The 25,537-nt window shown below is 35.9% G+C and carries 17 protein-coding genes; 4 read left to right on the top strand and 13 right to left on the bottom strand.

Translation table 11 applies throughout. The features are described from left to right. Window positions 1-16 precede the first annotated feature (16 nt). From AC1RPJ_RS06275 to AC1RPJ_RS06260, 4 genes are all read right to left on the bottom strand, one after another. Complete coding sequence (locus AC1RPJ_RS06275) at window positions 17-1,000, bottom strand: mannose/fructose/sorbose PTS transporter subunit IIA (RefSeq protein ID WP_481761740.1); 984 nt, start codon at window positions 998-1,000, stop codon at window positions 17-19. A 492-nt stretch (window positions 1,001-1,492) separates the two neighbouring features. Then, window positions 1,493-5,233, bottom strand: coding sequence for a helicase-exonuclease AddAB subunit AddA (gene addA / locus AC1RPJ_RS06270; protein WP_481761741.1), 3,741 nt, complete (start codon window positions 5,231-5,233; stop codon window positions 1,493-1,495). Then, entirely contained in the window at window positions 5,226-8,795 is a 3,570-nt protein-coding gene (locus tag AC1RPJ_RS06265; RefSeq protein WP_481761742.1) for a PD-(D/E)XK nuclease family protein, read from the bottom strand. Before AC1RPJ_RS06265 ends, addA begins: the two co-directional genes overlap by 8 nt. Window positions 8,796-8,933: 138 nt before the next feature. Then, window positions 8,934-9,902, bottom strand: coding sequence for a ribose-phosphate diphosphokinase (locus AC1RPJ_RS06260; protein WP_481761743.1), 969 nt, complete (start codon window positions 9,900-9,902; stop codon window positions 8,934-8,936). A 198-nt stretch (window positions 9,903-10,100) separates the two neighbouring features. Here AC1RPJ_RS06260 and AC1RPJ_RS06255 point away from each other — a divergent pair, with 198 nt between their 5' ends. The 3 genes from AC1RPJ_RS06255 (at window position 10,101) to spxB (ending at window position 14,534) form a co-directional block, all read left to right on the top strand. Continuing rightward, window positions 10,101-11,447, top strand: a complete 1,347-nt coding sequence (locus AC1RPJ_RS06255) for a hemolysin family protein (RefSeq protein WP_481761744.1) — start codon at window positions 10,101-10,103, stop codon at window positions 11,445-11,447. 50 nt (window positions 11,448-11,497) lie between these two features. Continuing rightward, entirely contained in the window at window positions 11,498-12,580 is a 1,083-nt protein-coding gene (locus AC1RPJ_RS06250; RefSeq protein WP_481761745.1) for an LCP family glycopolymer transferase, read from the top strand. Between the two features lie 202 nt (window positions 12,581-12,782). After that, window positions 12,783-14,534, top strand: coding sequence for a pyruvate oxidase (gene spxB / locus AC1RPJ_RS06245; protein ID WP_481761746.1), 1,752 nt, complete (start codon window positions 12,783-12,785; stop codon window positions 14,532-14,534). A 107-nt stretch (window positions 14,535-14,641) separates the two neighbouring features. On the opposite strand, the gene AC1RPJ_RS06240 is transcribed toward spxB, so the two are convergent. Then, the gene (locus tag AC1RPJ_RS06240) at window positions 14,642-14,980 is read right to left on the bottom strand and encodes a YxeA family protein (RefSeq protein WP_481761747.1); all 339 of its coding nucleotides are present in this window, start codon (window positions 14,978-14,980) and stop codon (window positions 14,642-14,644) included. 173 nt (window positions 14,981-15,153) lie between these two features. On the opposite strand from AC1RPJ_RS06240, the gene pepF reads away from it, so the two are divergent. Next, a complete protein-coding gene (gene pepF, locus AC1RPJ_RS06235) occupies window positions 15,154-16,962 on the top strand; it encodes an oligoendopeptidase F (protein WP_481761748.1) in 1,809 nt (602 codons plus the stop codon). A gap of 46 nt (window positions 16,963-17,008) precedes the next feature. Here the strand turns inward: pepF and AC1RPJ_RS06230 are convergent, their stop codons facing one another. From AC1RPJ_RS06230 to AC1RPJ_RS06195, 8 genes are all read right to left on the bottom strand, one after another. Then, the gene (locus tag AC1RPJ_RS06230; RefSeq protein ID WP_481761749.1) at window positions 17,009-19,444 is read right to left on the bottom strand and encodes a hypothetical protein; all 2,436 of its coding nucleotides are present in this window, start codon (window positions 19,442-19,444) and stop codon (window positions 17,009-17,011) included. A gap of 213 nt (window positions 19,445-19,657) precedes the next feature. Next, on the bottom strand, window positions 19,658-20,260 hold the full coding sequence (locus AC1RPJ_RS06225; protein ID WP_481761750.1) for a pentapeptide repeat-containing protein: 603 nt from the start codon (window positions 20,258-20,260) through the stop codon (window positions 19,658-19,660). Window positions 20,261-20,394: 134 nt separating this feature from the next. Further along, entirely contained in the window at window positions 20,395-20,736 is a 342-nt protein-coding gene (locus tag AC1RPJ_RS06220; protein ID WP_481761751.1) for an LPXTG cell wall anchor domain-containing protein, read from the bottom strand. 93 nt (window positions 20,737-20,829) lie between these two features. After that, window positions 20,830-21,501, bottom strand: a complete 672-nt coding sequence (locus AC1RPJ_RS06215) for a WxL domain-containing protein (protein ID WP_481761752.1) — start codon at window positions 21,499-21,501, stop codon at window positions 20,830-20,832. 41 nt (window positions 21,502-21,542) lie between these two features. Beyond that, window positions 21,543-22,220, bottom strand: coding sequence for a WxL domain-containing protein (locus tag AC1RPJ_RS06210; RefSeq protein ID WP_481761753.1), 678 nt, complete (start codon window positions 22,218-22,220; stop codon window positions 21,543-21,545). Between the two features lie 30 nt (window positions 22,221-22,250). Then, on the bottom strand, window positions 22,251-22,967 hold the full coding sequence (locus tag AC1RPJ_RS06205) for a WxL domain-containing protein (protein WP_481761754.1): 717 nt from the start codon (window positions 22,965-22,967) through the stop codon (window positions 22,251-22,253). A 49-nt stretch (window positions 22,968-23,016) separates the two neighbouring features. Then, window positions 23,017-23,649, bottom strand: coding sequence for a WxL domain-containing protein (locus tag AC1RPJ_RS06200; protein WP_481761755.1), 633 nt, complete (start codon window positions 23,647-23,649; stop codon window positions 23,017-23,019). Window positions 23,650-23,849: 200 nt separating this feature from the next. Next, the gene (locus AC1RPJ_RS06195; protein WP_481761756.1) at window positions 23,850-25,406 is read right to left on the bottom strand and encodes a hypothetical protein; all 1,557 of its coding nucleotides are present in this window, start codon (window positions 25,404-25,406) and stop codon (window positions 23,850-23,852) included. Window positions 25,407-25,537: the final 131 nt, after the last annotated feature.

Raw genomic sequence — 25,537 nt, 5'->3', positions numbered from 1 at the left:
TCTTTTATTGTGTTGTTTAAGCTTTTGCTAATTCACCTTTAGCTTTTTTGAGAATGTTAGCCATATTCTCTTTTGAATCGTTAGGTACTTTACGGACATCAAATTTAACGCCCTTATCTTCTAGTTTTTCAAAAGTATCAACATCGTCTTGTCCCATTGATAATACGTTGTTAACAACTACTTTACCAACTGAATGAGCCATTGAACCAAGGTTAACTTCGTCAAATTTCATTCCGCCTTCAATTGCTGTTAACACATCTTGTGGACTTTCAAAAAGAAGTAATGCTTTCATTCCACCAAAACGAGGGTCTTTTGAAACTTCAATCATCTTAGCAATTGGCACAACATGTGCAATAATACCAGGTGGTGAAGCTTGTTCAATTAAGTTTTTACGAAGTGTATCCTTAGCAACATTATCAGAAACAACGATAATACGGTCAGGCTTAACTGATTTAGACCATGCTGTAGCAACTTGTCCATGCAATAAACGTGAATCAATACGTGTTAAAACGTATTTAATTTTACCATCACCGATTACAGTTCCTTCAGGAATTGAACCAGTAGGTTTGTTTGTTGCAACAACAGCTGCTTCTTTTGGTGCTAAATCTTCTGGCTTAATCTTAACGCCACCTTTTGCTTCGCTTAGAATACTTGCAGCAATTTCTTGTGCAGAATCCATTGACAAGCGTGCTGCGTAGGCTTCAATTAACATTGGTAAGTTTAAACCTGTAACAATTGCCCATTTATCTTTATGAGCGTCAAGCAAACCGTTTGCTTGATTAAATGGTGATCCACCCCATAAATCAACTAAGAATAAGACTTCTTCAGGATCATCAAAAGTAGCAATTGCTGCTTCAAGATGAGCTTTTAAATCGTCTGGTCCTTCGTTTGGCATGAAAGTTACAGCTTGAACATTTTCTTGTTCACCAAAAATCATTGAACCGGATTGCATGATGCCTTCGGAAAATTTACCGTGACTTGCAATTACAATTCCAACCATTTTAAAACCTCCTAAATTTTTATCAGATTACTGTAAGAACTCCGGAAAAACGCTTACATTTATAATATAAAAACACGCAAAAATTATTTCAAAAACAACTTAAGCATTTTGCTTTTGTTCCTAGGTAATCTGATTTAATTTTAAAATGTTACGAAACACTTAAAAATAATATCGTTTCCATAACGTCTATGTTGTTAAGTATAGCACAACGATTACGAATTACTATTAAAAATATTAATTTGTATTCGCTTACAATTATACCATTTAATCGTATAGATATTAGTTATCAACCTATATGATGGGTTTTTTTACGTTTCCATAGCTTGTTTCATTCAACAAAATCTTATCTATACCAATTTATAAAAAAAGTTTTGTTATATACAATGCTATTTTATTTTTTTAACACAAAGTGGTATTGAAATTGCTTAAAATATTTTCTTATTCTTTTCATTGATTAAAAAAAGACCTCATTGAAATGAGATCTTCGAATTATTAAACTTCAACAACTTGATTAATAGACAGCAAATACAGATATTTATGCGCAACTTTCAACCCAGTCATATTCTCTAGTGCTTCGCCATATAAGTTCAATTGGCCACGATAACGTGCTGTCAATTTTTCTATTTCTTCTATTGTATTGTCTTTAGAAACTTTATCAGTCTTATAATCAAATACCACCAACGTATTATCTTTTACAAAATAACCATCGATAATTCCATGGATCAAAACTTTTTCCTTATTTGACTCAACCTTTTGAAATAGCTCATTGGCAGGTAGTAACATTGAGAATGGCGCTTCACGTTGTACATCGTTACCTATAGTTAGAATTTCTTTGCCTAAATCCGTTTGAAAGAAATTGGCAATGTGTTGTCCATTAATTAACGTAGCAACTTCTTTAGTGACTACTTTTGCCGTCACTAATTGCTCAATTTTAGCTTGGATTATCGCTAAAGTTATCTCACTAGTTAAATCTAATTCTTGTAAAATGAGATGAGTTGCACTCCCAATATCACTTCCCATTGGTGCTGCAACTCCCTGCATAAATTTCGGTACAGCAAGTTCACTCGTAACGTATCGGTTGCCTTGTCCTTCAATACTCAACTGATTCATTTCGCGATTAGCTGGATCATCGAATAGACGTTTTACTTCCGATACAGCTTGGTAAGCAGTTGTTTTAGTTAAATTATCGAATGGATACTGAAAATTTAAGACTTGATCAATTTGATTAACATCAATATCCTCAAACGTCTCAGGCATCTCACCCGTGATTGTTTCTAACCAATCCGTCTGAGAAACTTCTTCACTCACTTTACTCATCTGGTTCAGGTCGGTTTTTTGATAAAATTTAACGCTAAATTGCGTTTCATCATCACTTAATAGTAGTGATGATGTTGCTGGATCCAATAATAGTGACATATCAAAAGTAGGATGACGAACTAGCGCCATACCAATCCAATCCATGAAATTTTTAATACCACTTCGAGCTGTTGCATTTAAAACTAATTGTTGGCTTTGAAATGCCTTTTGCCAATGATTAATTGCCGTTTTTTTATTTGTGTAAGCCCCCACAATAAATAATCGTTGTTCCGCACGCGTTAAGGCTACGTACAGTAATCGCATTTCTTCCGCTTCTGATTTTGCAATAGCAGCTGATTTTACAATTGTTTTTTGTAGCGTATCTTCCATCGTCCGATTTTCAGGATTTAAATAGGTTATTCCTAATCCAGCCTGATCATCAATTAAATAAGGTTTTCGCATCGCCATTTGATTAAACTGGTGTGTCGCGTCAACCAAGAAGACCATTGGAAATTCAAGTCCCTTACTACCATGAATTGTCATGACTGACACTGCATTTGCGACATTTTGTACAGGTGCTTCTGCTAAATCCTTATCGCGTTCCTGCATTTTTTCAATGAAGCGCACAAACTGGAATAAACCTTTAAAACTACTATTTTCGTAAGCGTGAGCTCGGTTATACAACGCATGTAAATTGGCTTGGCGCTGACTTCCAGCTGGCATCCCCCCGACATAATCAAGAAATCCAGTATCCTGATAAATCTGCCAAATTAAGGTCGCAATTTGATTTTCATGCGCGATTTCACGAAAGCCCGAAAGTTGTGTTAAGAAACGTTCAATTTTATTATACAGTGTTTTTGCGAAGCTACCTGCTTTAAACGTATCAAAATTTTGATAAAAAGTTAACACCGCTTGATAGTAATCATCTGTTCGGTTGCCAATCCGTAAATAGGCCAGTTGATTTTCATCTAATCCAACAATTGGCGACCGTAGGACACTTACCAATGGAATATCTTGATAGGGATTATCAATAATTCGTAATAATGACATCATAATTCTGATTTCAGTTGTTTGGAAATAGCTCTCCGCATCATTCACAACGACTGGAATACCCATTTTTTTAAATTGGTCAATAATCACCAAATTATTTTTACGAGTTGGGACTAGTAATGCAATATCTCGGTATTCAACGGGACGTTTTTCTGATTTATCACGGTCAAAAATCTCTGTTTCATCTACGATTAACGCTTGAATCCGTTGACCAATTAAAGCAATTTGGCCTTCCGATTTACCATCAATTTCAAACTGATCATTCGTTGCTTCACTATCATCATCCGGTCTTTCTGCAGATTCAGGTTCATCAGATTCGTAAATCAGCACTTCTGCTTTTTGCTCAATATCTGGGTAGTAGTTTGCCCCAAAAACCAATTTAGCATCATTATCATAAGCCATTTGTCCAACGGTTTCATCCATAATCTGGGTAAAAATTAAGTTAGTCACATCTGTTACATTCTTCACAGAACGAAAATTTTCAGCTAAGATAATTCGATTTCCATTACTGTCAGTTTCTTTATAAGCTTGGTATTTACTTAAAAACAAACTAGGATCAGCCAGCCTAAAACCATATATTGACTGCTTTACATCCCCCACCATAAACATATTACCGGGATTAGTCGTGGTTACCCTTGTCAAAATAGCTTCTTGTAGTTGATTAGTATCCTGATACTCATCTACCAGAACTTCTTCATATTTTCCTTGTAGAGCAGCTTGTGTTTGCTCGGAAGATTCAGAATCACTCGCTAAAATGTCCAGTGCTAAATGCTCCAAATCATTAAAATCAAGTATATGTCTTTGACGTTTCTCTTTGGTGAAGGCATCACTAAATAAGCCAATCACACTGACTAATTTTTCAACTAATTTCTTAGATTCTGTCATGATATGCAGTGTTTCTGTTTCATTTAAAACAAAAAATTGTTCTGATAAGTTAGCTAAACGTTTTTTTATTCCAGCTTTTAATTCTTTAATTTGATCCTTAGCAACAGCTTGGTCATCTTCTAAATTTTTAGCTGGCACACTAGGCGCACGTTTCAATTCGTACCCACGAATATTATCGCGAATTTGATTCCAAGAACCATCGTTTTCAACAGATTGGACAACAGCTAACAACATCTGACTTTCTTCTTCAGTCACTGCTTGATGTTTCTCTAACCCAAATTGAATTGATAGTTCTAGAGCCGTTTTTAAATCGGCCTGGATTTGCGTTAAATTTGCTTGAACTAATGGCTTAATACTCTTTTGGTAAAACGAACTACTGATTAAATTATCGCCAACATCATAAGTTGCTGCCAAACTAGCCAACCAACCGGTAGGATCTGGTTTCGAACTCGCAAATGTAAATAGGCTAAAAACCAACTCAGATAAACCATCATCATTTCGATCATTTGAAAAATTTTGTGTTAATCTCTCAAAGTCGACATCGTCTTTGGCATACAACATTTCCCGGACGTCTTCCCAGACACTCTCTCTTAATAAAGCCGCCTCAGTCATATCTGTTAACATTCTAAAAACGGGATCCAAATCAATCACATAATAGTAGCGTTTAATTAATTGGAGACAAAATGCATCAAATGTACTAATATTTGCAACTGGCAAGCGCATTAATTGATCCATTAAATGTTGTTTTTGTTCATGATTGTCTGCTTCATTGATTGCCTTTTGAAGTGCCACCTGAATCCGTTGACGCATTTCTTTAGCTGCAGCGTCTGTAAACGTAACAACTAATAAGTCATCAATAGCTGTTCCCGTTAATATTTTTTGAATGACGCGTTCAACTAAAACTCGTGTTTTACCGGAACCGGCAGAGGCTGATACAAGAATATTAGTCCCACTTTCATCGATAGCACGTTGTTGATTTGGTGTAAATGTAAACTTACTCATTACTGTCGGCCTCCCCGTCTATAATCCGTTTTTCAATTTCTTCCCAGCTTAATTTACTTATTTCATGGTAATTATTTTCGGGTAACATCGCATCAAATTGGAATATTGATTTATATGGTGAATATTGTAGGGCTGTTTTTTTAGCGTTCCATCTAGCCGGACTTAAATCGATTATCCCTTCGAAAATATCTGTTGCCGCATCAATAATTAATTGTTTATTGTGTACCAACAAGAAATCTAAATCTGATTGTGAAATCAATTTTTTTGAACGAGCTGATGGTGATGTGAACCCTTTTTTCGTTTTTCTAAATGGATAGATTAATGAAAACCCTGTTGATTCGTCTTCAAAATCAGTATCTAAATGGCTCAGTAACTGCTCATCTTCCAATAATAGCCCATCCATTTGGTTTGCTTTCAACAACGTATTATCCAATCCTTTTTTCTGTACATCTTCAATTTTCAGCTTAGGATTTTGTAAGTGCATGTAAACTGCACCAGCTGCCGAAGTTTTCAGTCCAGTATTTGGTGCAATTACCTCTGCATTCTCAATCAATGCTTGCAAGTAAGTTAACATTTGCATTGATAATCCATAGAAAGCATCACTAAAATCAAACTTTCGAATCCCTGATTTGTAATCGACGATTCCAAGATATTGTTTTGAATCAACCTTCATATAATCAATTCGATCAATTTTACCGCGGACTTTAACTGAATGGCCGCCAGGTAACTTATAAGCTAGGGCTTTCAAACCTGACTCAGCACCGACATGACCAAATAAAACTTCTGTTTTCAGTGGCTTCATCTTTGTTTGTTGCCCTTGTTGCCACATGGCATGCGTCACTTGTTTTAATAGAAGACTTAATTGTTTAGCAATATAGCCCATTCGACTTGAACTACCAAGAATTTGGAACTGAGGTAACTCGCGCATATCTTTTAAAATTACATTCAAATATTCATCTAGTTGTTCTTTGGGTACATTGGCATAGACTTGGTTTGATTCAGTCACAACTTTCATCAACTCATCCAACCCCATATGGAAAAACTCACCAGTACTTGCAGGAGACAGCTCGAAAATGTCTCGTTCTTTCAATTTCAACCCATATTGTAAAAAATATTCAAATGGATTACGATAGAAAGTTTCTAGTTTTGAAATTGAAGTATTCATTTGTGTTCCATATAAATCAGTTATAATTTCCGGCGTCAACTTAACCGGTATATTTTTATACGCTAAGCTTCCTAATAATTGTTTCGTTAATGGTCCCATTTCTGGGTCAGCCGACAGTTGACGTAACACATACAACCAAGCACTAGGCATGGATACTGCAGTTGTTTTGGCAAGTCGACTAGCTACAACCAATGATGATAATGTACTACGTTTTGTTCCGATAAAATCAAGGACTGATTGTTCTGTTAATTCAGGATTAGCAGCTAAATGTTGAACTGATAAATTGAAGTGTTCTTTAATCATCATTAAATAAGGCGATGGATTTAAATTCTTTTCGCCATCGTTGCCACTTGGATATGAAAAAATCAATTGTTCGCGTGGTCCTAAAAATCCGAGATAATTCAAAAAGGGTTCAGCGGCCATTTGACTAATAGCCGAATCGGCTAAGTATTGATCATCAGTTAATAGATTAGCCATTTTCGCCCGATCATCATCTGTTAATAATTGTGTCTGACTAACTTGTTCTGGCATCACCATATCAGTTGATCCAATCATAAAGGTAATCTTTCGGTTGTTCATTTGAACCATCCCTGATTCAGAAATAACGACCTGATCTAATGTTGATGGCACTTGTGAGTAACTTGCCCCTTCAAATCCCGCTTGAATCAAGGCCATGAAGTCAGCGGTATTGAACATTTTAGTTCCCAATGTTTCAACATATTCATCTAACATCCCAACAAATGTTTGCCAAGTTTGTTCTGGTTCTTCTGATTGTGAGATGTTTCCAGCAGCTAAATAGCGGTCTCGCCAACTTAACAAGCGTTGTGTCACACCTTGTTCAACAAGAAACTGATAAATTAGCTTTGCCCCCTCTTCACCGGTTGTCGCCTGATCTAGTTGATTGAAGAATCCTGGTAAAACGTCTTTAACAAAATGTCTAATTTGATTAATTTGTACTGTGATACTTTGGTCCTTATCCGTCTGTTGCTCATCTGCATCCGTAAAATCAAACCGGTAGAACGTCCAATCATCTTCACGTAGCCACTGAGAACCAGAAAAACCGTATTTTAAAACCATATTTTCTGTTAAATCAACAGCACTACGGTACTGTTCAATTGGCATAGCATGATTTTCTATTTGTGGTATTAATAATTCAGTTTTTAATAAGCGCATCATTGCGCCATATTGATAATGCTTTTCTTTCACCTCAAATAACGCTGCCAGTAACTCGACTAAGGGATGGTCAGCCATTGCGTGTTGTAAATCGTTAAAATAAGGTATTTTAAATTCTTTAAAAACCGGTGGAATAACCGTTTCGTAGCTATCTAAATGCCGCGTTAAAATCATAAAATCTCGATAACGATACTCCTTAGTTGCAACTAACTGGCGAATTTTTGTCGCCACTTGTCGAATTTCAATATACCGACTATCGGCTTCAAAAAGTTGAATAGAATCTGAATTTTCTAACCTTTCTGATTTTGTTTTAACTAACCGTCTAGAGTCAATCCAAAAATCTTCCAGACGAGATAAGTCGGGATTCTGGTTAACTTTGGTTTCAGCATAACTATCCGTTAGCACTGGAATCTGAGCTTGATGTGCTTTTTCAATCAAATTAACATACATCCGGCTTGATTTATAAAATAAGTCAGATTTTTCAGCAACTTCATGTGCATTGCCTTTATCTAAGACTAAGCCAATTGTAATCTGTTTCGCACCCTTAATCAGTGCGTTCACGAGCTCCTGCTCTTGTGCTGTAAATTGAGAAAAATGGTCAATATAAAAATAACTCGTCTTCAAAACGTCATCTGTTAAATAACGACTCAACTCTGCTAATAAATCATTATTTTCAATATATCGGTCAGCCATCGCAGCATCAAATGCGCGATAGATAATTTGTAAATCATCTAATTTAGCACCTAAGTCCCCAGTCGTTGGGAAAGATTCAGCAATCCGAGTTAAATCATCAACTGTCACACAACCAACTTTTAATTCTTTCAGTTGGCTGACTAGTTGTGAAATAAACCCAGTTTGGGTCCTTTCACCACGAAATATTGTTAATTCATCTTCATGTTCCGAAATTAATTGATAAACTAACATATTTAATCCAGACTGAGATAAACGAGGAATCTGATAATAGGGTGTATTCTTCAAAAAGAACCAAGCTAATCGAGTAAACGAAAAGACTTGGACGTTCGATTGTGCAAAAATATTTTGTTCGACAAGTTTGTCTTTACCTAATGCTTCAAGGATACTAACTTCTGCTTCGAACTTAATATGATTGGGAACAAGATAAAAAAAAGATGCCGTTGAATCAGTCGTTTGCGCTGCTTTTAATTGTGCAACAAGGCTTGCTTGATGGTCTTTACTAGCTTTTCCTAGGACAAATTTTAAACTCATTTTAACTCCCCTTTTCATACCGCTAACTCGTTATCATTACCTAATAATATACCATATTTAGCTGTTATATTTTTTTAAGAACACATAAAAACCGCTGGACAAATCACAAAGGTGATTTAACCAGCGGTTCATTTTAATTTAATCTTTTTCTGTAAATAGTTTATCAACTGAGCGATTCTTATGAATTAAATCAATTGCTTGGCCAAACAAGTCGGCAACTGATAAGCGCACAAGTTTATCGAGCTTGTCAGCTTCTGGAACAACGATACTATCTGTTACAATCACTTGTTTAATATTGTCATCAGATAAAGCTTCAATCGCACCTTTTGACATCACAGCATGTGTTGCACAAGCATAAATATCTGTTGCACCAGCAGCTTTAAGTGCACGCGCTGCATCAGTCATCATTGTCCCTGTATCAATCATATCATCAATAATGATACAACGACGCCCTTTTACATCGCCAATAATTGATGTTGCTGCAATATTATCAGCAAAATCAGATCCACGTTTATCAACAATAGCAATTTGTGCTTTGAGCTTTTCAGCCATATTACGAGCACCTTTAACACTATTATGATCAGGTGAAATCACAACAACATCATCTGTAATCCCATTTTCAATGAAGTATTTAGCTTGGATTTCTAAAGAAACTAAATGATCAACTGGAATGTTAAAGAATCCTTGTAATTGAGCGGCATGTAAATCAAGTGTAATTACACGAGAAACACCGGCTAATTGAATAAAGTTTGCAACTAACTTAGCTGTAATAGGTTCACGTGAACGTGCTTTACGATCTGAACGTGCATAACCATAATAAGGCATTACAACGTTAATTGTACCCGCACTTGCACGACGTAACGCATCAACCATAATCAAAAGTTCCAGTAAATTTTCATTTACTGGATTTGAGATTGATTGGATAACATAAACATCTGCGCCACGAATACTTTCATCAATGTTGATTTGAATTTCGCCATCACTGAAATGTTTCACGGATGCTGTAGAAAGACTAGTATTTAAAACCTTAGCCACCTTCTCCGCTAATTCAACGTTAGAATTAAGTGCAAATAATTTTAATTGACCTTTTGCGAATTGACCCGACATGATAGCCTCCGTTATTAATCTGTATTTTTTCTTTATAGTTCTATTATAATGAATTTACACTTAAATTACTATGCTCTAAGTAAAAAGTTTAAGATTATCTGAATTGTTCCTTCAGACTAAACGACAATCCTTATGTTTAATGGTAAAATAGACAGATACGAACTTAAAAATATAACTTAATTATGGGGGACACAAAAATTGTCTAGCGGTACAGTTATCATCAATTTGATTGTTATCTTTGTGACATTATTTGCAGCAGCATTCTTCGTTGCCGCAGAATTTGCACTTGTCCAAGCACGTCCAAGTGCCATCGAAGCTGATATCGAAGCAGGTATTGGAAATCGAAAAAAACAAGAAAGAGCATTAAAAATGCTTAACCATTTGAATGAATACCTTTCAACAACACAGGTTGGTGTCAGTGTTGCTGGTATTATTCTGGGTTGGGTTGGTGAAAAAACCATTGAATTTTTACTTGTAGATGTGCTTAAACTATTCCATTTTGCTTCTGAATCAGGGTTAAATATCATTGGCGCAATTATCGGGGTTTTAATCCTTACTTACGTTGAAGTGGTTTACACAGAAATTGTGCCTAAAAACTTAAGTATCGATATGCCCGTTCAAGTTTTAATGGTTGTTATAACACCATTACGCTACTTTCATCTTGCCTTTTACCCATTAGTTTGGTTATTAAATAACTCAGCAACACGTGTTGCTAAAATGATTGGTATTACGCCAACTGATGAAAATAGTGAAGTTTTTACTCAAAAAGAAATTTTATCTTTATCTCAAAATGCCGTTTCAGGTGGTGAATTAGATAGAGATGATTATGTCTATATGCAACGTGCCTTTGATTTAAATGACAAAATTGCTAAAGATATTATGGTCGATCGAACAAGTCTTTATGTCGTAGATATTACAGATACTGTGCACGATGTCGTTAAAGATTATTTACATCAGGGTTATAGCCGTTTTCCAGTAGTTGCTAACAATGATAAAGATAAAATTCTTGGTTACGTCTATATCTACGATTTAGTTAGACAAGCTGAGATTGATGATACTGTCTTAATTAGTAAACTACTTAGAACAATTATTACAGTACCAGAAACAACACCTATTAGAACATTATTAAGCCAAATGATTAGTAAACAAACACCTATCGTTGTTGTCCTTGATGAATATGGTGGTACAAGTGGTATTGTAACGGATAAAGATATTTATGAAGAATTATTTGGAACGGTTAAAGATGAAATTGATGACGTTTCAAGTGAATACATTATCAAAAATGATGATGGTTCATATAATATTAGTGGTAAAACGACTTTATATGATTTCGAACGCTTCTTTAAATTTAAAAATAAAGCGATGAAAGCATCTGAAAGTGTTACATTAGCAGGTTTCATTCTCGAAAATCATAAAGTTAAATTAAATGATGTCATCAAGTTTGATGCTTTTGAATTTAAGATTATTGAGTTTAAACGTAACTACATTGATTGGTTTAATGTTAAACATACGACGACTCAGGTAGACGCAATTGAAGAACAATGAACTGATAAGAAATAATTTAGTCATTACTAATTGGAGGGAATTTTATATTTATGCCTACTCGTAGAGAACTATATCAGCAGGAATCAATTGCAGATTCCACTTCTAATCCAAGTAAAAATCGTCACTCATCGTTGCCAAAAAATGGTAAGAAAAAACCAAATAAAAAACGTCGTCGTTTAATTCTTCTTTTATTGCTCTTACTTTTGGTCGGTGGCGGTATTTATGCATACAGAGCTTACGCAAACGCAAAAAAAGCAGCTGATTCAATTTATACGCCGACAAAAGTCGCTAAAGCTAGAAACGTTTCTTCAGTCTTAAAATCAGGCTATCCAATTTCAATTCTCCTTTTAGGAACCGATGATGGTGCGTTAGGCCGTGCAAAAGTTGGCGGTCGAACAGATACCTTAATTGTCGCAACTTTAAATCCTAAAACGGAATCAATGACGTTAGTCAGTTTACCCCGAGATGCAGAAGTTGCGGTTTCTGGTTATGAATCAGAATTCCCAAGTAAATTAAATTCTGCCTATGCTTATGGTGGTCCTGCTTCTGCTGTTAAAACAGTCGAGAAATATTTGAACGTCCCTATTGATTTCTATGCAACCATTAATATGGGCGGACTCGAAACATTAGTTAATGCGGTTGGTGGCGTTGATGTCACACCACCACTATCGTTCACCTATCAAGGTGCACACTTTAAAAAAGGTGTTAAAACTCATGTTAATGGTGCAGATGCATTATCTTATGCCCGAATGCGTCATGAGGATCCACTTGGTGATTATGGCCGTCAAAAACGTCAACGCCAGATTATCATGTCTGTTGCCTTACAGAGTACAAACTTACAAAACTTATTAAATCAAAAATTCTTAGACACGATGTCTTCTCAATTGAAAACAGATTTATCATTTGATGATTTAGTGACTCTAGGAACTAGCTATCGTGTTGCCACGCACCATTCAAAATCTGATCACCTACAAGGAACTGGAACCATGATTAACGGTGAAGCTTTTGAAGTCGCTGATACACCAGAGAAGCAACGTATTACCGATAAACTTAGATCTGCCTTAGATTTAGTTAAAGCAGAAACGGGCAATACTTTATTAACAAATTCAACAATTAACACAACTCGAAAATAATGACCTATACACTACTCGCATCATCAAGAAGGCAACTTCTGATGATGCTTTTTTATTTATATTGATTAAATTTCATATAGAAAATAGGTCCGTAAAAAAAATTTATTTTATTCATACATTTCATTTGTAAACGGTACCATAAAGTGTAATAATAGATGGTACAAGATACTTTGTTATTTAAATGAAAGTGGGGATTTATATTATGTCAGAAAAAATTAAAGCATCAATTGCAATGTTAAAGGTATTACAGGATTGGAAAGTTGAAAATGTCTATGGGTTACCCGGTGGATCATTCAATACAACAATGCGTGCTCTTGAATCAGAAAAAGAAAACATTAATTACGTTCAAGTACGTCATGAAGAAGTTGGGGCACTTGCTGCTGCCGCTGAAGCAAAACTAACTGGTAAAGTTGGGGTTGTCTTTGGTTCAGCAGGTCCTGGGGCAACACATTTATTCAATGGTTTATATGACGCACAACAAGACCATGTTCCTGTTCTTGCTTTAATCGGTCAGGTTGCTTCATCTGCAATGAACATGGATTCATTCCAAGAAATGAACGAAAATCCAATGTTTGCTGACGTTTCTGTCTATAATAGAACAGTTATGACTCCAGAAAGCTTACCTCGTGTAATTGATCAAGCTATCAGAACAGCTTACCAATACAAAGGTGTAGCAGTTGTTACAATTCCAAATGACTTTGGTTGGATGGATATCGACGCTGACAGTTATTACGCTTCAGGTCACAATTACACAACACCTATTTTACCTGAACCAAATGATTCAAAAATTAAAGAGGCTTTAGCACTTATTAAAGAAGCTAAACAACCTGTTTTATTCGCTGGTATTGGTACAAAAGGTGCTACTGATGAAGTAATTGCTTTCTCTGAACATTTTAAAATGCCTGTAATTATTACAGCTATCAATAAAGGAACTGTTCCTGATAGTTATCGTGCTAACTTAGGGTCAACTTACCGAGTTGCAACAAAACCTGCTGATGAAGCAATTGCTGCCGCTGACTTAGTTGTCTTTGTAGGAGCTGATTTACCTTTCTCACAAACTAAAAAAGTCTTAAAACCCGATATGAAATTTATCCAAATCGATATTGATGCATCAAAAATTGGTAAACGTCATGCAGTTGATGTCGCTTTACTCAGTGATGCTAAGAAAACATTAGCTCGCTTTGTTGAATTAGCTGGTGCTCCTGTTGAAAGTCGTCCATTCTTCGATGCAACTATTGAAGATATGGCTAACTGGCGTACTTACCTCAAGAAATTTGAGGACAAGACAACAACACCACTTCAACCTGCTTCTGTCTTTAAAGAAATCAACAAACATGCCACAGGCGATGACATTTTCGCAGTTGATGTTGGTAATGTTACAATGAATAGCTTACGTTACTTAGATATGAATCCTAAACAAAAATTCACAACATCTGCCTTATTTGCAACAATGGGTTATGGTATGGGTGCAGCAATTGCTGCTAAATCAGCCTTCCCTGACCGTCAAGTCTTTAACCTTGTCGGTGATGGCGCATTTGCTATGATTGTTCAAGATTTATTAACACAAGTAAAATACAAACAACATGTCATTAATATTGTCTTCTCTAACCAACATTTTGGTTTCATTCAAGATGAACAAGAAGATGAAGGTCAACCATTCTATGGTATTGATTTCAATGACGCAGATTGGGCACAAGTCGGAAGCGCTATGGGTACGCTTGGTATCTCAGTTTCTACACATGACGAATTAGTTGCCGCATTTGAAACAGCTATAAAAGCAGAAGGTCCTGTTGTTATTGATGTTAAAATCACTGACGACCGTGCCATCCCTGTTGAAGATTTAGCTGTCGATCCAAAACATTTCTCAGCTGAAGAAATCGCTGCTTACCGTAAACGTTACGAAGCAGAAGACTTACTTGTCTTAGATGATTTAATCGAGAAATACTCAAAATAATGCCCTCACGAATAAAATAGCTATTCCTAAGAGATAGTTATTTTTAAATAACAAAAGACTGTAATGAAGATAACTATCCTCTTCATTACAGTCTTTTTTTTTGGGTTCTATTTTAATTTTACAGGTAGATCTTTTTTTGAAACTTCTTCCCATGAAATAACACCTTTTTTTTCATTATAGGCTAATTTTAAATAGGCGCCTTGACGTAACGGTCTTTCTTTATTCCCATTAAACGTTAATTTCTTAGCTTCATTTTTAGTATTATAAGCCATTTGATTATAGCTATAATCGGCATACGTTTTTCCATTTTGATCCTTTTTAACCACTTTTTTACCTGTTTCTGTTATCTGTGTGTAGTAATCCTGAGTTGAGTAATTAGTCCTATAGTATAAGTACCCGCCGCCAACTAATAGAATAGCGATAATTAATACAATTATTTTTTTCATTTATTCTACCTCCTTTTATTTAATTCATAATCTCAAATAACCATGCATTAAACCACTAATTTGACTTGTACTAATCGAAGATTATCAAAAAATTATATTATAATCCTTTTTTACTCATTTAATTCTATATAATGATACAATACTAACCATACAAACATTAGGAGGTTACGATTATGACAAAAACTCACCAACTAGTTAATAGAAATGAAGTACCTGAAGCACTAACATGGGATTTAACAGCCATTTATCCAAATGATCTTGCATTCCAGACGGATATCGATTTAGTTCGTGACCTCGTTCAAACCTTTGTTTCTACTTACCATAGCCATTTAGGAGAACTAGCTCCAATTAGTACCGCCTTCAATGACTTGGAAGATATTTACACTCGCTTATCACATATTGAACATTATGCATTTTTACAGCAAGCAGTTGATATTACTGATGCAACAGCCAATCAGTTAATGCGCGATTTTGAAGCACTTTCTGCCGAAATTACGACAAAACTGGTTTTCTTTGATATTGAATTACTAGAAAATCCAGTTAAATTATTGGACGACGTTGTTGCAACAAATCCAAAATTAAAAGCTTATATTCGTCAATTAAAGAAACAAAAAGAATTCCAGTTAAGTCCTGAGGTTGAACAAGTCCTTGCGACCTTCCAACCTAATTTTTCTGCACCAGAATCAGTTTACGGTCAAACTCGAGCAGCTGATATGGACTTTTCTGATTTTGAAGTAAATGGTGTGACATATCCAATGTCATTTGTTTTATATGAAAATACGTACCAATACAATCCAGACGCAGCTATTCGTCATGCAGCATTTAAAAGCTTCTCAACAACATTAAATCATTATAAGCATACAATTGCGGCTAACTATTATAATCAAGTATCTATGGAGAAAAGAATTGCTACTTTACGTGGCTATCATTCAGTTTTTGATTACTTATTAGCAGAACAAGAAGTTGACCGTTCATTATTCAATCGTCAAATTGATACAATCATGACTAAATTAGCACCTGTTATGCAAAAATACGCTGCACATGTCAAAGAAGTTCGCGGTTTAGATAAAATGACCTTTGCTGATTTACAAATCGATTTAGATCCTGATTTCGCACCAGAAGTTTCAATTGAAGAAGCTAAGAAATATGTCAACGATGCAGTTGCGCCACTTGGATCTGACTATCAAGCCATGGTTGCTCGTTCATTCCCAGAACGTTGGGTTGATTTTCCACAAAATATTGGTAAGGAAACGGGTGGCTTTGAAACAACTCCTTATGGCAAACATCCTTATATTTTAATGTCATGGACGAACGAATTAGCCGATGTCTATACTTTAATTCATGAGCTCGGTCATGCAGGGCAAGCCATTTTAACACAGGATAACCAATCAATTTTGGGTAGTGAACCTTCTACTTATTTGGTTGAAGCGCCTTCTACATTCAATGAACTATTACTAACAAGTTCAATTGAAAATCAATCAAGTGAACCTCGCTTAAAACGTTTTGCTTATTCAAAAATGTTAACGAATACTTATTTCCATAACTTTGTGACCCATTTACTTGAAGCAGCTTACCAACGTGAAGTTTATCAACTCATTGACGCTGGACAAGGATTTGATGGTGATCAATTAAGTGAAATTAAACGTCATGTCCTTGAAGCATTCTGGGGACCAGATGTTGAAATAAATGACGGTGCTGAACTAACTTGGATGCGCCAATCACACTATTACATGGGCCTCTATTCATACACATATTCAGCAGGTCTTGCCATTTCAACACAAGCACACTTGAACTTATTGAAAGATCCAGAAAATACGACAGAAGCTTGGCTTGCCTTCTTAAAATTAGGTGGCGAATTAGCCCCAATTGAAGCAGCTAAAGTTGCAGGCGTTGATATCACTACGGATGAACCTCTCAATCAAACAATTCAATTTTTAGATGATACCGTGAATAAAATCATTGCTTTAACGAAAGAAATTTAAAAATAAAGGAGAGACACTAAAAAGTTTAGTGTCTCTCCTTTATTTTTTATGCAGGTGGTGTGTTACTTAATACCCATTTTACCTGGGCTGTATATGAACCGCGATGGATTTCACTTGGATCTGCTTTAACCAAAACACCCGCATCTTTGTCCCATGGTACGGTTGTCGTTTTTGTCGTTGATGTTCCTGACAAAATTTCAAGACTTGCCGAACCTAAAACTTGAGCCTTATCTCCGGCTGTTGCTCGATACACAATCGCATCTTTAATTGTATTACTATCTGAAGTAAGATCACTTGCTGAAACTGACAACTGCCAAGTCCCAGGTAATGATGTTTCTAATGCTACAGAAAAATCAGTTTGACGAGGTAATATTGTCGTTTTTCCTGGAATTTTAGTTGTCCCAAAATTTAAACTACCGTTAGTTGTTAGTCCCATTTTACCTGAAACAACGACAGTAATAGTTTTCACGTCAGATTTATTACCGTCTGTATCGACAGCATAAACAGTTAAAACATGACTACCAATTGCTAAGTTATCTGGTAATTTGTAAGTTCCAGAATGGTCCTGACCAGCTTTTACGTTATCATATGTTTCCATTAAAACAGGTGCATTTGACCCTTCTTGATAGTACGTTTTAATGGTTGCACTATCATCAGACTCATGGTAACTCAAAGAATAAGGCGCATTCACTGTTGTACCACTATCATCTAAAGTAAACGTTGGTTTATTAGAGTTCACAATAATATCAGCCGTATATGACGTTGTTTGGTTCCCATATTGATCAGTTGCCATCACAGTATATGGGTTTTTACCAACCTTTAATTGACTACTTGGAACGCTAACACTAAATTTACCGTCTGTTCCGACGTTAGCTGATACTGAGTAACTACCATTGACTTTAATTGCTGCAGTTGTCGTTCCTGCTGGGAAAGTTCCCCCAAGACTTGAAACTACTGTTCCGGCAATAGTTGCTGCTTCATTTTGATTAACCTTGATGTCATTAATTCCTGATATCGTTAATGTTCGTGTGCCTCCAATTGTGAATTTGGCTGCATTTGATTGGATAACCGCATTAGATCCAGAAAATTCACTTACTGGACTATTAACAACTGTATCGGCTGCAACTTTGTCAGCAGTTCCTGTAAGTGTTACTTTTGCACTTGAATACTTAGCTGTTGATAAATCATTCTTAAGGACCTTAACAATTGCCCCATTTGACATCTTTGTTAAATCAATGGTTTCTGAGTCCGTTGCTGCCCCTGAATAAGTAATTGTTCCCGTTTTTAACGTCACATTATTGGGAACCTTCAAGCCAGCACTAATTGTTTTCCAATCTTGTTTACCACCTAAATATTTTAAATTTGTTACAAAATCTAATGAATCTCCAGAGTGTACTAGACCATCATTAGTAACATCTTTATTTTTTTGAGTTGTATCTGTTACTGTCTGAGTTGCAGTTGCATCAACTAAACCTGGAACTTTTTCAAACATTATCAAGTTAGTTTCATAACTACCACCCGTTGATCCAGTAAATCCCCAACGAACTGCGCCATTCGAATTGAATTTAGCCTTATCAATTGACACAGTCGCGCTCTTACCTGTTGTCATAACATTTGTTTTTGGATTTTTATCATCAATTGTGTAAGTCATAGAGCCTGTTGTACTCGTTCCAGCAGAATATTTCAACGTCAAATGATGCCATAACGCGTTAGATAGATTTGCTCCGTAATCAATTAACCCAAGGTGATTTTGATAGTAAAAATAGGCGGTGTGTATTGGAAAAAAACCCGAGTCTTTACTATCCCGTGTATAACTATTAGTATCTGCAGGATAACCACTAGCTATGTGATTACCTGTGACAGCAGTATAATCAAAGCTATTCCCGGAAGTTTGACCCCCATTATTAAAGGTATCGAACTCTAACGCCCAACTGTTTTGTATCCCTGTTTTAACTAGTTTCGAAACATCACTATAACCTGATGTTGTTCCAAAAATACCCTCAGGTAGTATATCATTAGCCCAAACACCTAATGTTTCACCACTACCAGTTGAAATAGCTGCATTTCCTTTAGCATCATTTTGTAATACTAATGCCATACCATCTCCGGCTGCAGCGCCTCCATTACCAAGATATACCCACATTGACGCTGTTGAATCTTTGTTCAAATCGAATGTATTACCATCAGTTGACCAAACAGCTGCCTTTTGATCTTTATTATCAGTAATTGTTACGACCGATTTTGTAGCAGCATTTGCATCCGTTGTTATGACATTTCCAGACGTTAAATTAACTGTTTTACTAACTTCAGATACACCAGCCCCAGTTCCGCGTTGAAATATACCATTCAAAGTGATCCCACTTGGCGCGGTCTGTATTGCATAATTATAATCTGTTTCTGCCGACACACTTGAAAAAGTAGCTAAGAAAGTCGCCGCTAAAACAAACACTAATAAATTTATTTTTTTATGATTAATCCCCATAACCCGCACCCCATTCTCTATCTTTATTACTTATAGTATACGCTTAAATAGAATTAATATTATCCATAAATTTCTTATAAACGCTCATTATTTGATGGTTTTAGGGTCCTTTTCAGGTAATAGTTATTTAATCCTGTATGCCAATTGGTATACCAGTATTCGTCAGCTATAATGTATCATTAAATAAAAAAGTAAGCTTACAATATTGTAAGCTCACTTCAATTTAATACCTAATAAAGCAACTAAAATTGTTGCCTGGTAAGCATTAATCGTTAATCCACGAACCAGCTTAGGATCCAGTATAACTGTTTCAAATTCACTCTCAGAGAAATCCACAGACTTCATGTTGGTCTCAATAAAATCGCAACCTTCAATATTACTTTCAGGGAATGTTAATTTCTTCTTGATTTCAACCGCTTGAAAACTGGTTTCTTTTAAATCACAACGTCTAAATTCAACTTCTTGGAAATTAGCGACACTAAAATTAGAATAGCTTAACTGACAATCTCTAAATGTCGTTTCTTTAAAAACAGTACGATTAGAAAAGTCACACCCCATCATCCGACAGCTTTTAATTTCAGTTCTAAAAAAATAACTTTCATTAAATTCTGCGTTCAAAAACTCACAATGATCAATTACAGTATCTAACCATTCGCTACGCACAAAGTCAGTTTGTTCAAAGGTACAATGATCAAAAGTGACTGAATCAACTCGTACTGTCTCAAAAGAAGCCTCAATCGTACAATTATGGTAAGTTAATCCATATCTAATATCATCAAATGAAATGGTTTGTCCTTCAACAACTTGATTATCCAAAATAATTCACTCCTAAATGTTTACTTAAAACGCTATTTATAAATTTTAACATATTTATTCACAAATACTTAAGACCTTTTTTAGTTAGAAGATAATAAAAAAGATAAATCAGATTATTCTGATTTATCTTTTCTTTAACCTTTATTTTCTTTTTTATCCTTTTTAATAAAGAATAATAGTAGTGCTCCTAATATTAGAACGAATCCTACTAAGACAACCATCACAGATTTTTCTTCATTTGTCTGTGGTAAAATACCACCTACAGATGATACTGAGCCTTTTATGTCTTTTTCAGGATTAACAGTCGTTTTTCTTTCAGGTACACTAGTTGGTTGTGTCACTTTGGTATTCTCTTTAAAACCGATAGTCACATTCGTAGAACCGGCTTCGGTTGTTGCCGCACTAACCATTTGATTAGTATTCAGCATGACAACTCCCAAAAGTAACATTGCTATAATCATAATCTTTTTCTTCATGAGACTAACCTCCCCCAAGGAATACTTTAAAGATTCTTGTTAAAAAGCATTATATAGTGATTGCCACCATATAATGCTTTTTAAACAACTTATTTAAGCAGGTACGTCAGAAAGTGTCCAGTTCATTTTTGTTGAGTAAGCTTCTGCTTTAGCAACACCAGCAGGGACAGTTAATGAAATGTCTCCAGCTGCAAGTGTATCAACAGTAACACCACTACCAGTATCTTTAACAGCATTTAAAGCAACGCCAGCTGTTGTTAAATCTGTAACAGCATTTGAAACAGCTGTAGTTGTTCCAGTTGTTGCTTCAGCAACAACTACTTTACCTTTGCCTGTTGAAAGAACAGCACCAGTTAATTCATCACTACCACTCTTAAATTGGTCAGCTTGAACAGAAAGTGCCCAACCAGCATTTGTTCCACGAACATCCCCAACTTCAATAGCAAGATCTTTTGCTGATTTAACAGTCAATGCTTTTGTAGGAATTTCAATATCTGAACCAAAGTCTACTGTTTTTGTAGCGTAGACAATAGCAAGGTTACCACTATTACCAGTTCCACCACCATCACCAGGATCTGTTGGGTCTGTTGGGTTTGTTGGGTTAACTGGAGGGATTACTTGTCCTTCATCGCCAGCCTTAAACGAAACACTAGCATCAGTTGATGCACCTTGAGCAAGTGTTGCTGCATTTACATGACTTGAAACTGCTAAACCTGCACCTAAAATTGTTGCTGCTAATAATGCACTTGTTAAACCTTTTTTCATAATCTAATCCCCCATAATTCTATCTTTTTTATTGTAAATAATTAAACAGCTGGTGTATCTGATAAAGTCCATGTTAACGTTGAAGCATACGCGATATCTGCTTTAGCAACGCCAGCTGGAATTGTTAATTTAACATTTTCTTTTTTAATGTTATCAACGTTAATACCTGCACCAGCGTCTGCTGTAGCACCAAGAACAACCCCAGAAGTTGTTGTATCAGCAATTGCTGATGACACTGCATGGTTAGCTGTAGAACCATTACCAACTGAAACAGCACCTGCGCCTAAACTAATTGCAGCGCCGCCAAGTTTTTCTGATTCATCAGCGTTAGCTAATTGCTTAGAACTTACTGATAAAGTCCAACCAGCATTTGTTCCACGAACATCACCAACTTCAACTGCAACATCTGTATCAGACGTTAAGTTAACCGTATTTGCCGTAATTTCATTTTCAGTACCAAAACTAATTGCTTTAGTAGCATAGATAATAGCAAGATTACCACTGTTACCAGTATTACCGTTATCCCCAGGTTCTGTTGGTTTTGTTGGATCTGTTGGGTCAACTGGAGGGATAACTTGTCCTTCATCGCCAGCTTTAAATTGAACACCAGTTGTTGTTGTTGCAGGTGTCATATCAGCAGCGTTTACGCTACCTGATACTGCTAAGCCTGCACCTAAGATTGTTGCTGATAATAATGCACTTGTTAATACGTTTTTCATAATTTATTTCCCCCGAATTTGTTATTTAATTTAAACAGCTGGTACGTCTGAAAGACTCCAGTTTAACGTTGTTGCATAAGTATCAGCTTTAGCTGAACCTGCAGGAATTGTCAAAGTCATGTTGTCTGCACGAATCTTATCTGCATTTAAACCAGCACCTTCGCCTGTTTTAGCTGATAAGACAGTTCCACCATCAGTAACCGCTGCAACTGCAGCAGCTGATGCAGGTGTTGGTGTAGCACCGGTACCAATTAAGGTATTATCACCTTTACCTAAAGCTAAGACAGCTCCAGCTAATTCGCCAGACTTTGTACTTTTGAATTGATCTGCTTTAACTGATAATGTCCAACCAGCATCTGTTCCTCGAGTATCGGCAACTTGAAGAGAAATAAAGTTACTACCTTTAAGGTCTTGTTTACTTGCTGAAACAGGTACAGTAGTGCTAACAGAACCAGTTCCATCATCTTTTGGAATCCCAAATGTTACAGCCTTTGTTGCATATACAATTGCTAAAGGACCAGCATGTCCTGTTTCACCGCCACCACCATCACCAGGATCTGTTGGGTCAACTGGGTCTGTTGGGTCAACTGGGTCTGTTGGATCTGTACCTGGTGTAAATGTTACTGAACCGTCAGTTGTTGCACTATCTGGTAAGACAGTATCTGCAGCATTTACGTTACTTGATACTGCTAAACCTGCACCTAAAATTGTTGTTGCTAATAATGAACTTGTTAAACTTTTTTTCATAATATATTTCCCCCAAATTTTTTTAATATTTCACCCGACTCTAACCTAATTAAGCAGGAGCGTCAGTCAATGTCCAAGTTAATGTTGTTGAGTATGCAGCAGCATGTGCTGTACCACCAACAACCCCTAAGTTAATACCCTTTTGTGCATAACTTGTTGTAGTTTCCCCTGCACCTTTGTCAACAGGTGCACTAATTGTTGCACCACCATCTAAGACGTTGCCTGTAGCTGTTGCTGTTACCTCAGGTACGTCACCAATATTATTCGATGCAGTACCATCAGGGAGTGACAATGTAGCACCTTCTAGTTCTACAGATTTAGCTGTAGGATCAGCAACAGTATCTACAACACTCATAAATGGTGTACCACTAACCTTAACGCTCCAACCAACAAATGTTCCACGAAGATCACTAACACTTACATTAATACCACTATTTGAATTTAATGTAGTATTCGCTGCAGAAATTGCTTCTTTACCAAAATCAACTTTACTTGTGACATTTGTAATTGACAATGATGCACTATTAGGATCTGTTGGATCTATTCCGCCAGCTGTAAACGTGGCACTTGCCGTTGTATCTTTTGATGTAGCAGTATCTGCTGCAGATACCTTACTTATTGTTCCGAAACCTAATACCACACCACTAATCATTACTGTTGTTAATAAAGTTTTTTTCATCATTGTTTCCCCCATTTTTCGTATACACTCACTATAGTCGATATTTGACCTAAAAACGGTCAATATTTCATGGTTAAGTGTTTTCTTTTGACAGTCATAATTACTTAATTCTTATTTAGTTATTCTTTTCTATAAAATTATAATACCAAAATTATTTCATTTAAAACGACCAACATTTACGTGTTAGGTGTCATTTTTTGACGTTATTTTACTGGGACACTTGATAATGTCCAATTCAAGTCTGCTTTATAGGCAGTTGCTCTAAGCTTTGATGGATCTGCCTTTAACAAAATACCGGTTCCATCATCGTTAAACTCCTTTCCTGTATCATTTACACCATTACCTGATAAAACGGTTATGCCAGCATCATTAATGATTTGCTCTGTAGCATTGGCATCACTTTTAAAGACCAAAGCATCTGGATCATCAGTTAATCCTGTTGATTTTACAGTCAACACCCAGTTACCGGCATCCACAGCTGAAAGGTCCACATTAAGACCAATTAATGGTGTTAAATTGGTTTTTTCATTTGGTATTTTAATTTTATCTCCATAATTTAAATTATTAATGCTATTAATTTTTAACGTTTTAGTTGGTTTTTTAACATTAAGGATGAATTTTTTAACAGTCGCATTACCTTGATCATCCGTTGTTGTGACGGTTATTGTATGTTGTTTAACCGTCAAGTCGGTCATCTTAATCGTATTAGTATGATCTTTACCTAGCGTTTTACTATTATCGTACTCCTCCTTATATTGACTGGTGTGTGCTACATCACCATAAGAATCTGTAATTTGAGTTGTTAAGGTCGTTGCATGATCACTATTCACCGTGTAGCTCACTGGGTACTCAGTACTTGCGACATCAACTACTGGGATATCCGTATTAGTCGTACTGTCTAATTTATCGCCTGCAATTGCATCTACTTTAATCTTAGGATTTGGTATGGTTACAATGATAGTTCCCTTAGTTGGAAAACTAGTTCCCCCACCTATTACTCTTGTAGCTGTAAGCTCAACTTTATTTTCCCCAATTGCTAGATCAGAATTTTTAATTGTAACTGGTGCTTGCATGAGTGTTTCTATTGGATCATACGATGTTGGATGAAAAGGTGCGTAAATTGTTGCCGTACTATCTGGTTTGGTTACTTGCACATTGAATACGTAGTTATCTAAAGATACGGCAGGATAGTACCCAGGTGATCCTTCTGGTGTTCCTGAGCCATCAACGCTATTTCCATTACCCGCATCATCCTGACTATAAAATAGGTCAGCTAACGCTGCATCTGCAGGCATTATTGTTGATTCTTTGCTAAGTACATCGTCAATGCTAATCGTTTTTTTACTTCCACCCAGAAACATCCCTACAATCTCTGCATTTTTATAATCATCAAATAACGTACGTGTTGTGCTACTTTGTTTTTTAGCCTGTTCTACTTGTTTCTTTTCGTCTTTTTGACTATCTAGTTTTTCACTAGATAGTGTAGACGACGCTGATTCTGAACTTGTTGCATTTGTCGTATCAACTTCTGAATCTATTTTTTCATCAGATACACTACTACTTGAGCTACTAGAATCTGCCTTATTTGATTCTGTTGATTCACTTAATACATTTTCTAAAGTTTGCTCTTTTATAGTCGCAATACTTGAACTAGTTGCTTCTTCTTGTTCACTTGCTGATATAGTTTCATTCAACGCTGTTCCCCCGAACAACATCATCGCACACAAACTACCTATCACAATTCTATTTTTTGGTTTCATAATAATCCCCCAGGATTCTCTTTTTAGTTTATGTCGTTAACCAATTACCGTTATAATATCATCTATATTCGGTAGACAACATTCAACATTTGCGACCTAGATGTGTTTTTTTGACATTTTAATCATAATTA

It is taken from the genome of Dellaglioa sp. CoH-57-MRSF-17, assembly GCF_056782015.1.
The sequence above is the reverse complement of the archived record's forward strand: the minus strand, read 5'-3'. Positions and strand labels throughout refer to the sequence as shown.

Bases quoted from the DNA above. Each gene is read 5' to 3' on its own strand.
- AC1RPJ_RS06275 (WP_481761740.1), bottom strand. From the start codon at position 1,000: ATGGTTGGAATTGTAATTGCAAGTCACGGTAAATTTTCCGAAGGCATC.
- addA (WP_481761741.1), bottom strand. From the start codon at position 5,233: ATGAGTAAGTTTACATTTACACCAAATCAACAACGTGCTATCGATGAA.
- AC1RPJ_RS06265 (WP_481761742.1), bottom strand. From the start codon at position 8,795: ATGAGTTTAAAATTTGTCCTAGGAAAAGCTAGTAAAGACCATCAAGCA.
- AC1RPJ_RS06260 (WP_481761743.1), bottom strand. From the start codon at position 9,902: ATGTCGGGTCAATTCGCAAAAGGTCAATTAAAATTATTTGCACTTAAT.
- AC1RPJ_RS06250 (WP_481761745.1), top strand. From the start codon at position 11,498: ATGCCTACTCGTAGAGAACTATATCAGCAGGAATCAATTGCAGATTCC.
- spxB (WP_481761746.1), top strand. From the start codon at position 12,783: ATGTCAGAAAAAATTAAAGCATCAATTGCAATGTTAAAGGTATTACAG.
- AC1RPJ_RS06240 (WP_481761747.1), bottom strand. From the start codon at position 14,980: ATGAAAAAAATAATTGTATTAATTATCGCTATTCTATTAGTTGGCGGC.
- pepF (WP_481761748.1), top strand. From the start codon at position 15,154: ATGACAAAAACTCACCAACTAGTTAATAGAAATGAAGTACCTGAAGCA.
- AC1RPJ_RS06230 (WP_481761749.1), bottom strand. From the start codon at position 19,444: ATGGGGATTAATCATAAAAAAATAAATTTATTAGTGTTTGTTTTAGCG.
- AC1RPJ_RS06220 (WP_481761751.1), bottom strand. From the start codon at position 20,736: ATGAAGAAAAAGATTATGATTATAGCAATGTTACTTTTGGGAGTTGTC.
- AC1RPJ_RS06215 (WP_481761752.1), bottom strand. From the start codon at position 21,501: ATGAAAAAAGGTTTAACAAGTGCATTATTAGCAGCAACAATTTTAGGT.
- AC1RPJ_RS06210 (WP_481761753.1), bottom strand. From the start codon at position 22,220: ATGAAAAACGTATTAACAAGTGCATTATTATCAGCAACAATCTTAGGT.
- AC1RPJ_RS06205 (WP_481761754.1), bottom strand. From the start codon at position 22,967: ATGAAAAAAAGTTTAACAAGTTCATTATTAGCAACAACAATTTTAGGT.
- AC1RPJ_RS06200 (WP_481761755.1), bottom strand. From the start codon at position 23,649: ATGATGAAAAAAACTTTATTAACAACAGTAATGATTAGTGGTGTGGTA.
- AC1RPJ_RS06195 (WP_481761756.1), bottom strand. From the start codon at position 25,406: ATGAAACCAAAAAATAGAATTGTGATAGGTAGTTTGTGTGCGATGATG.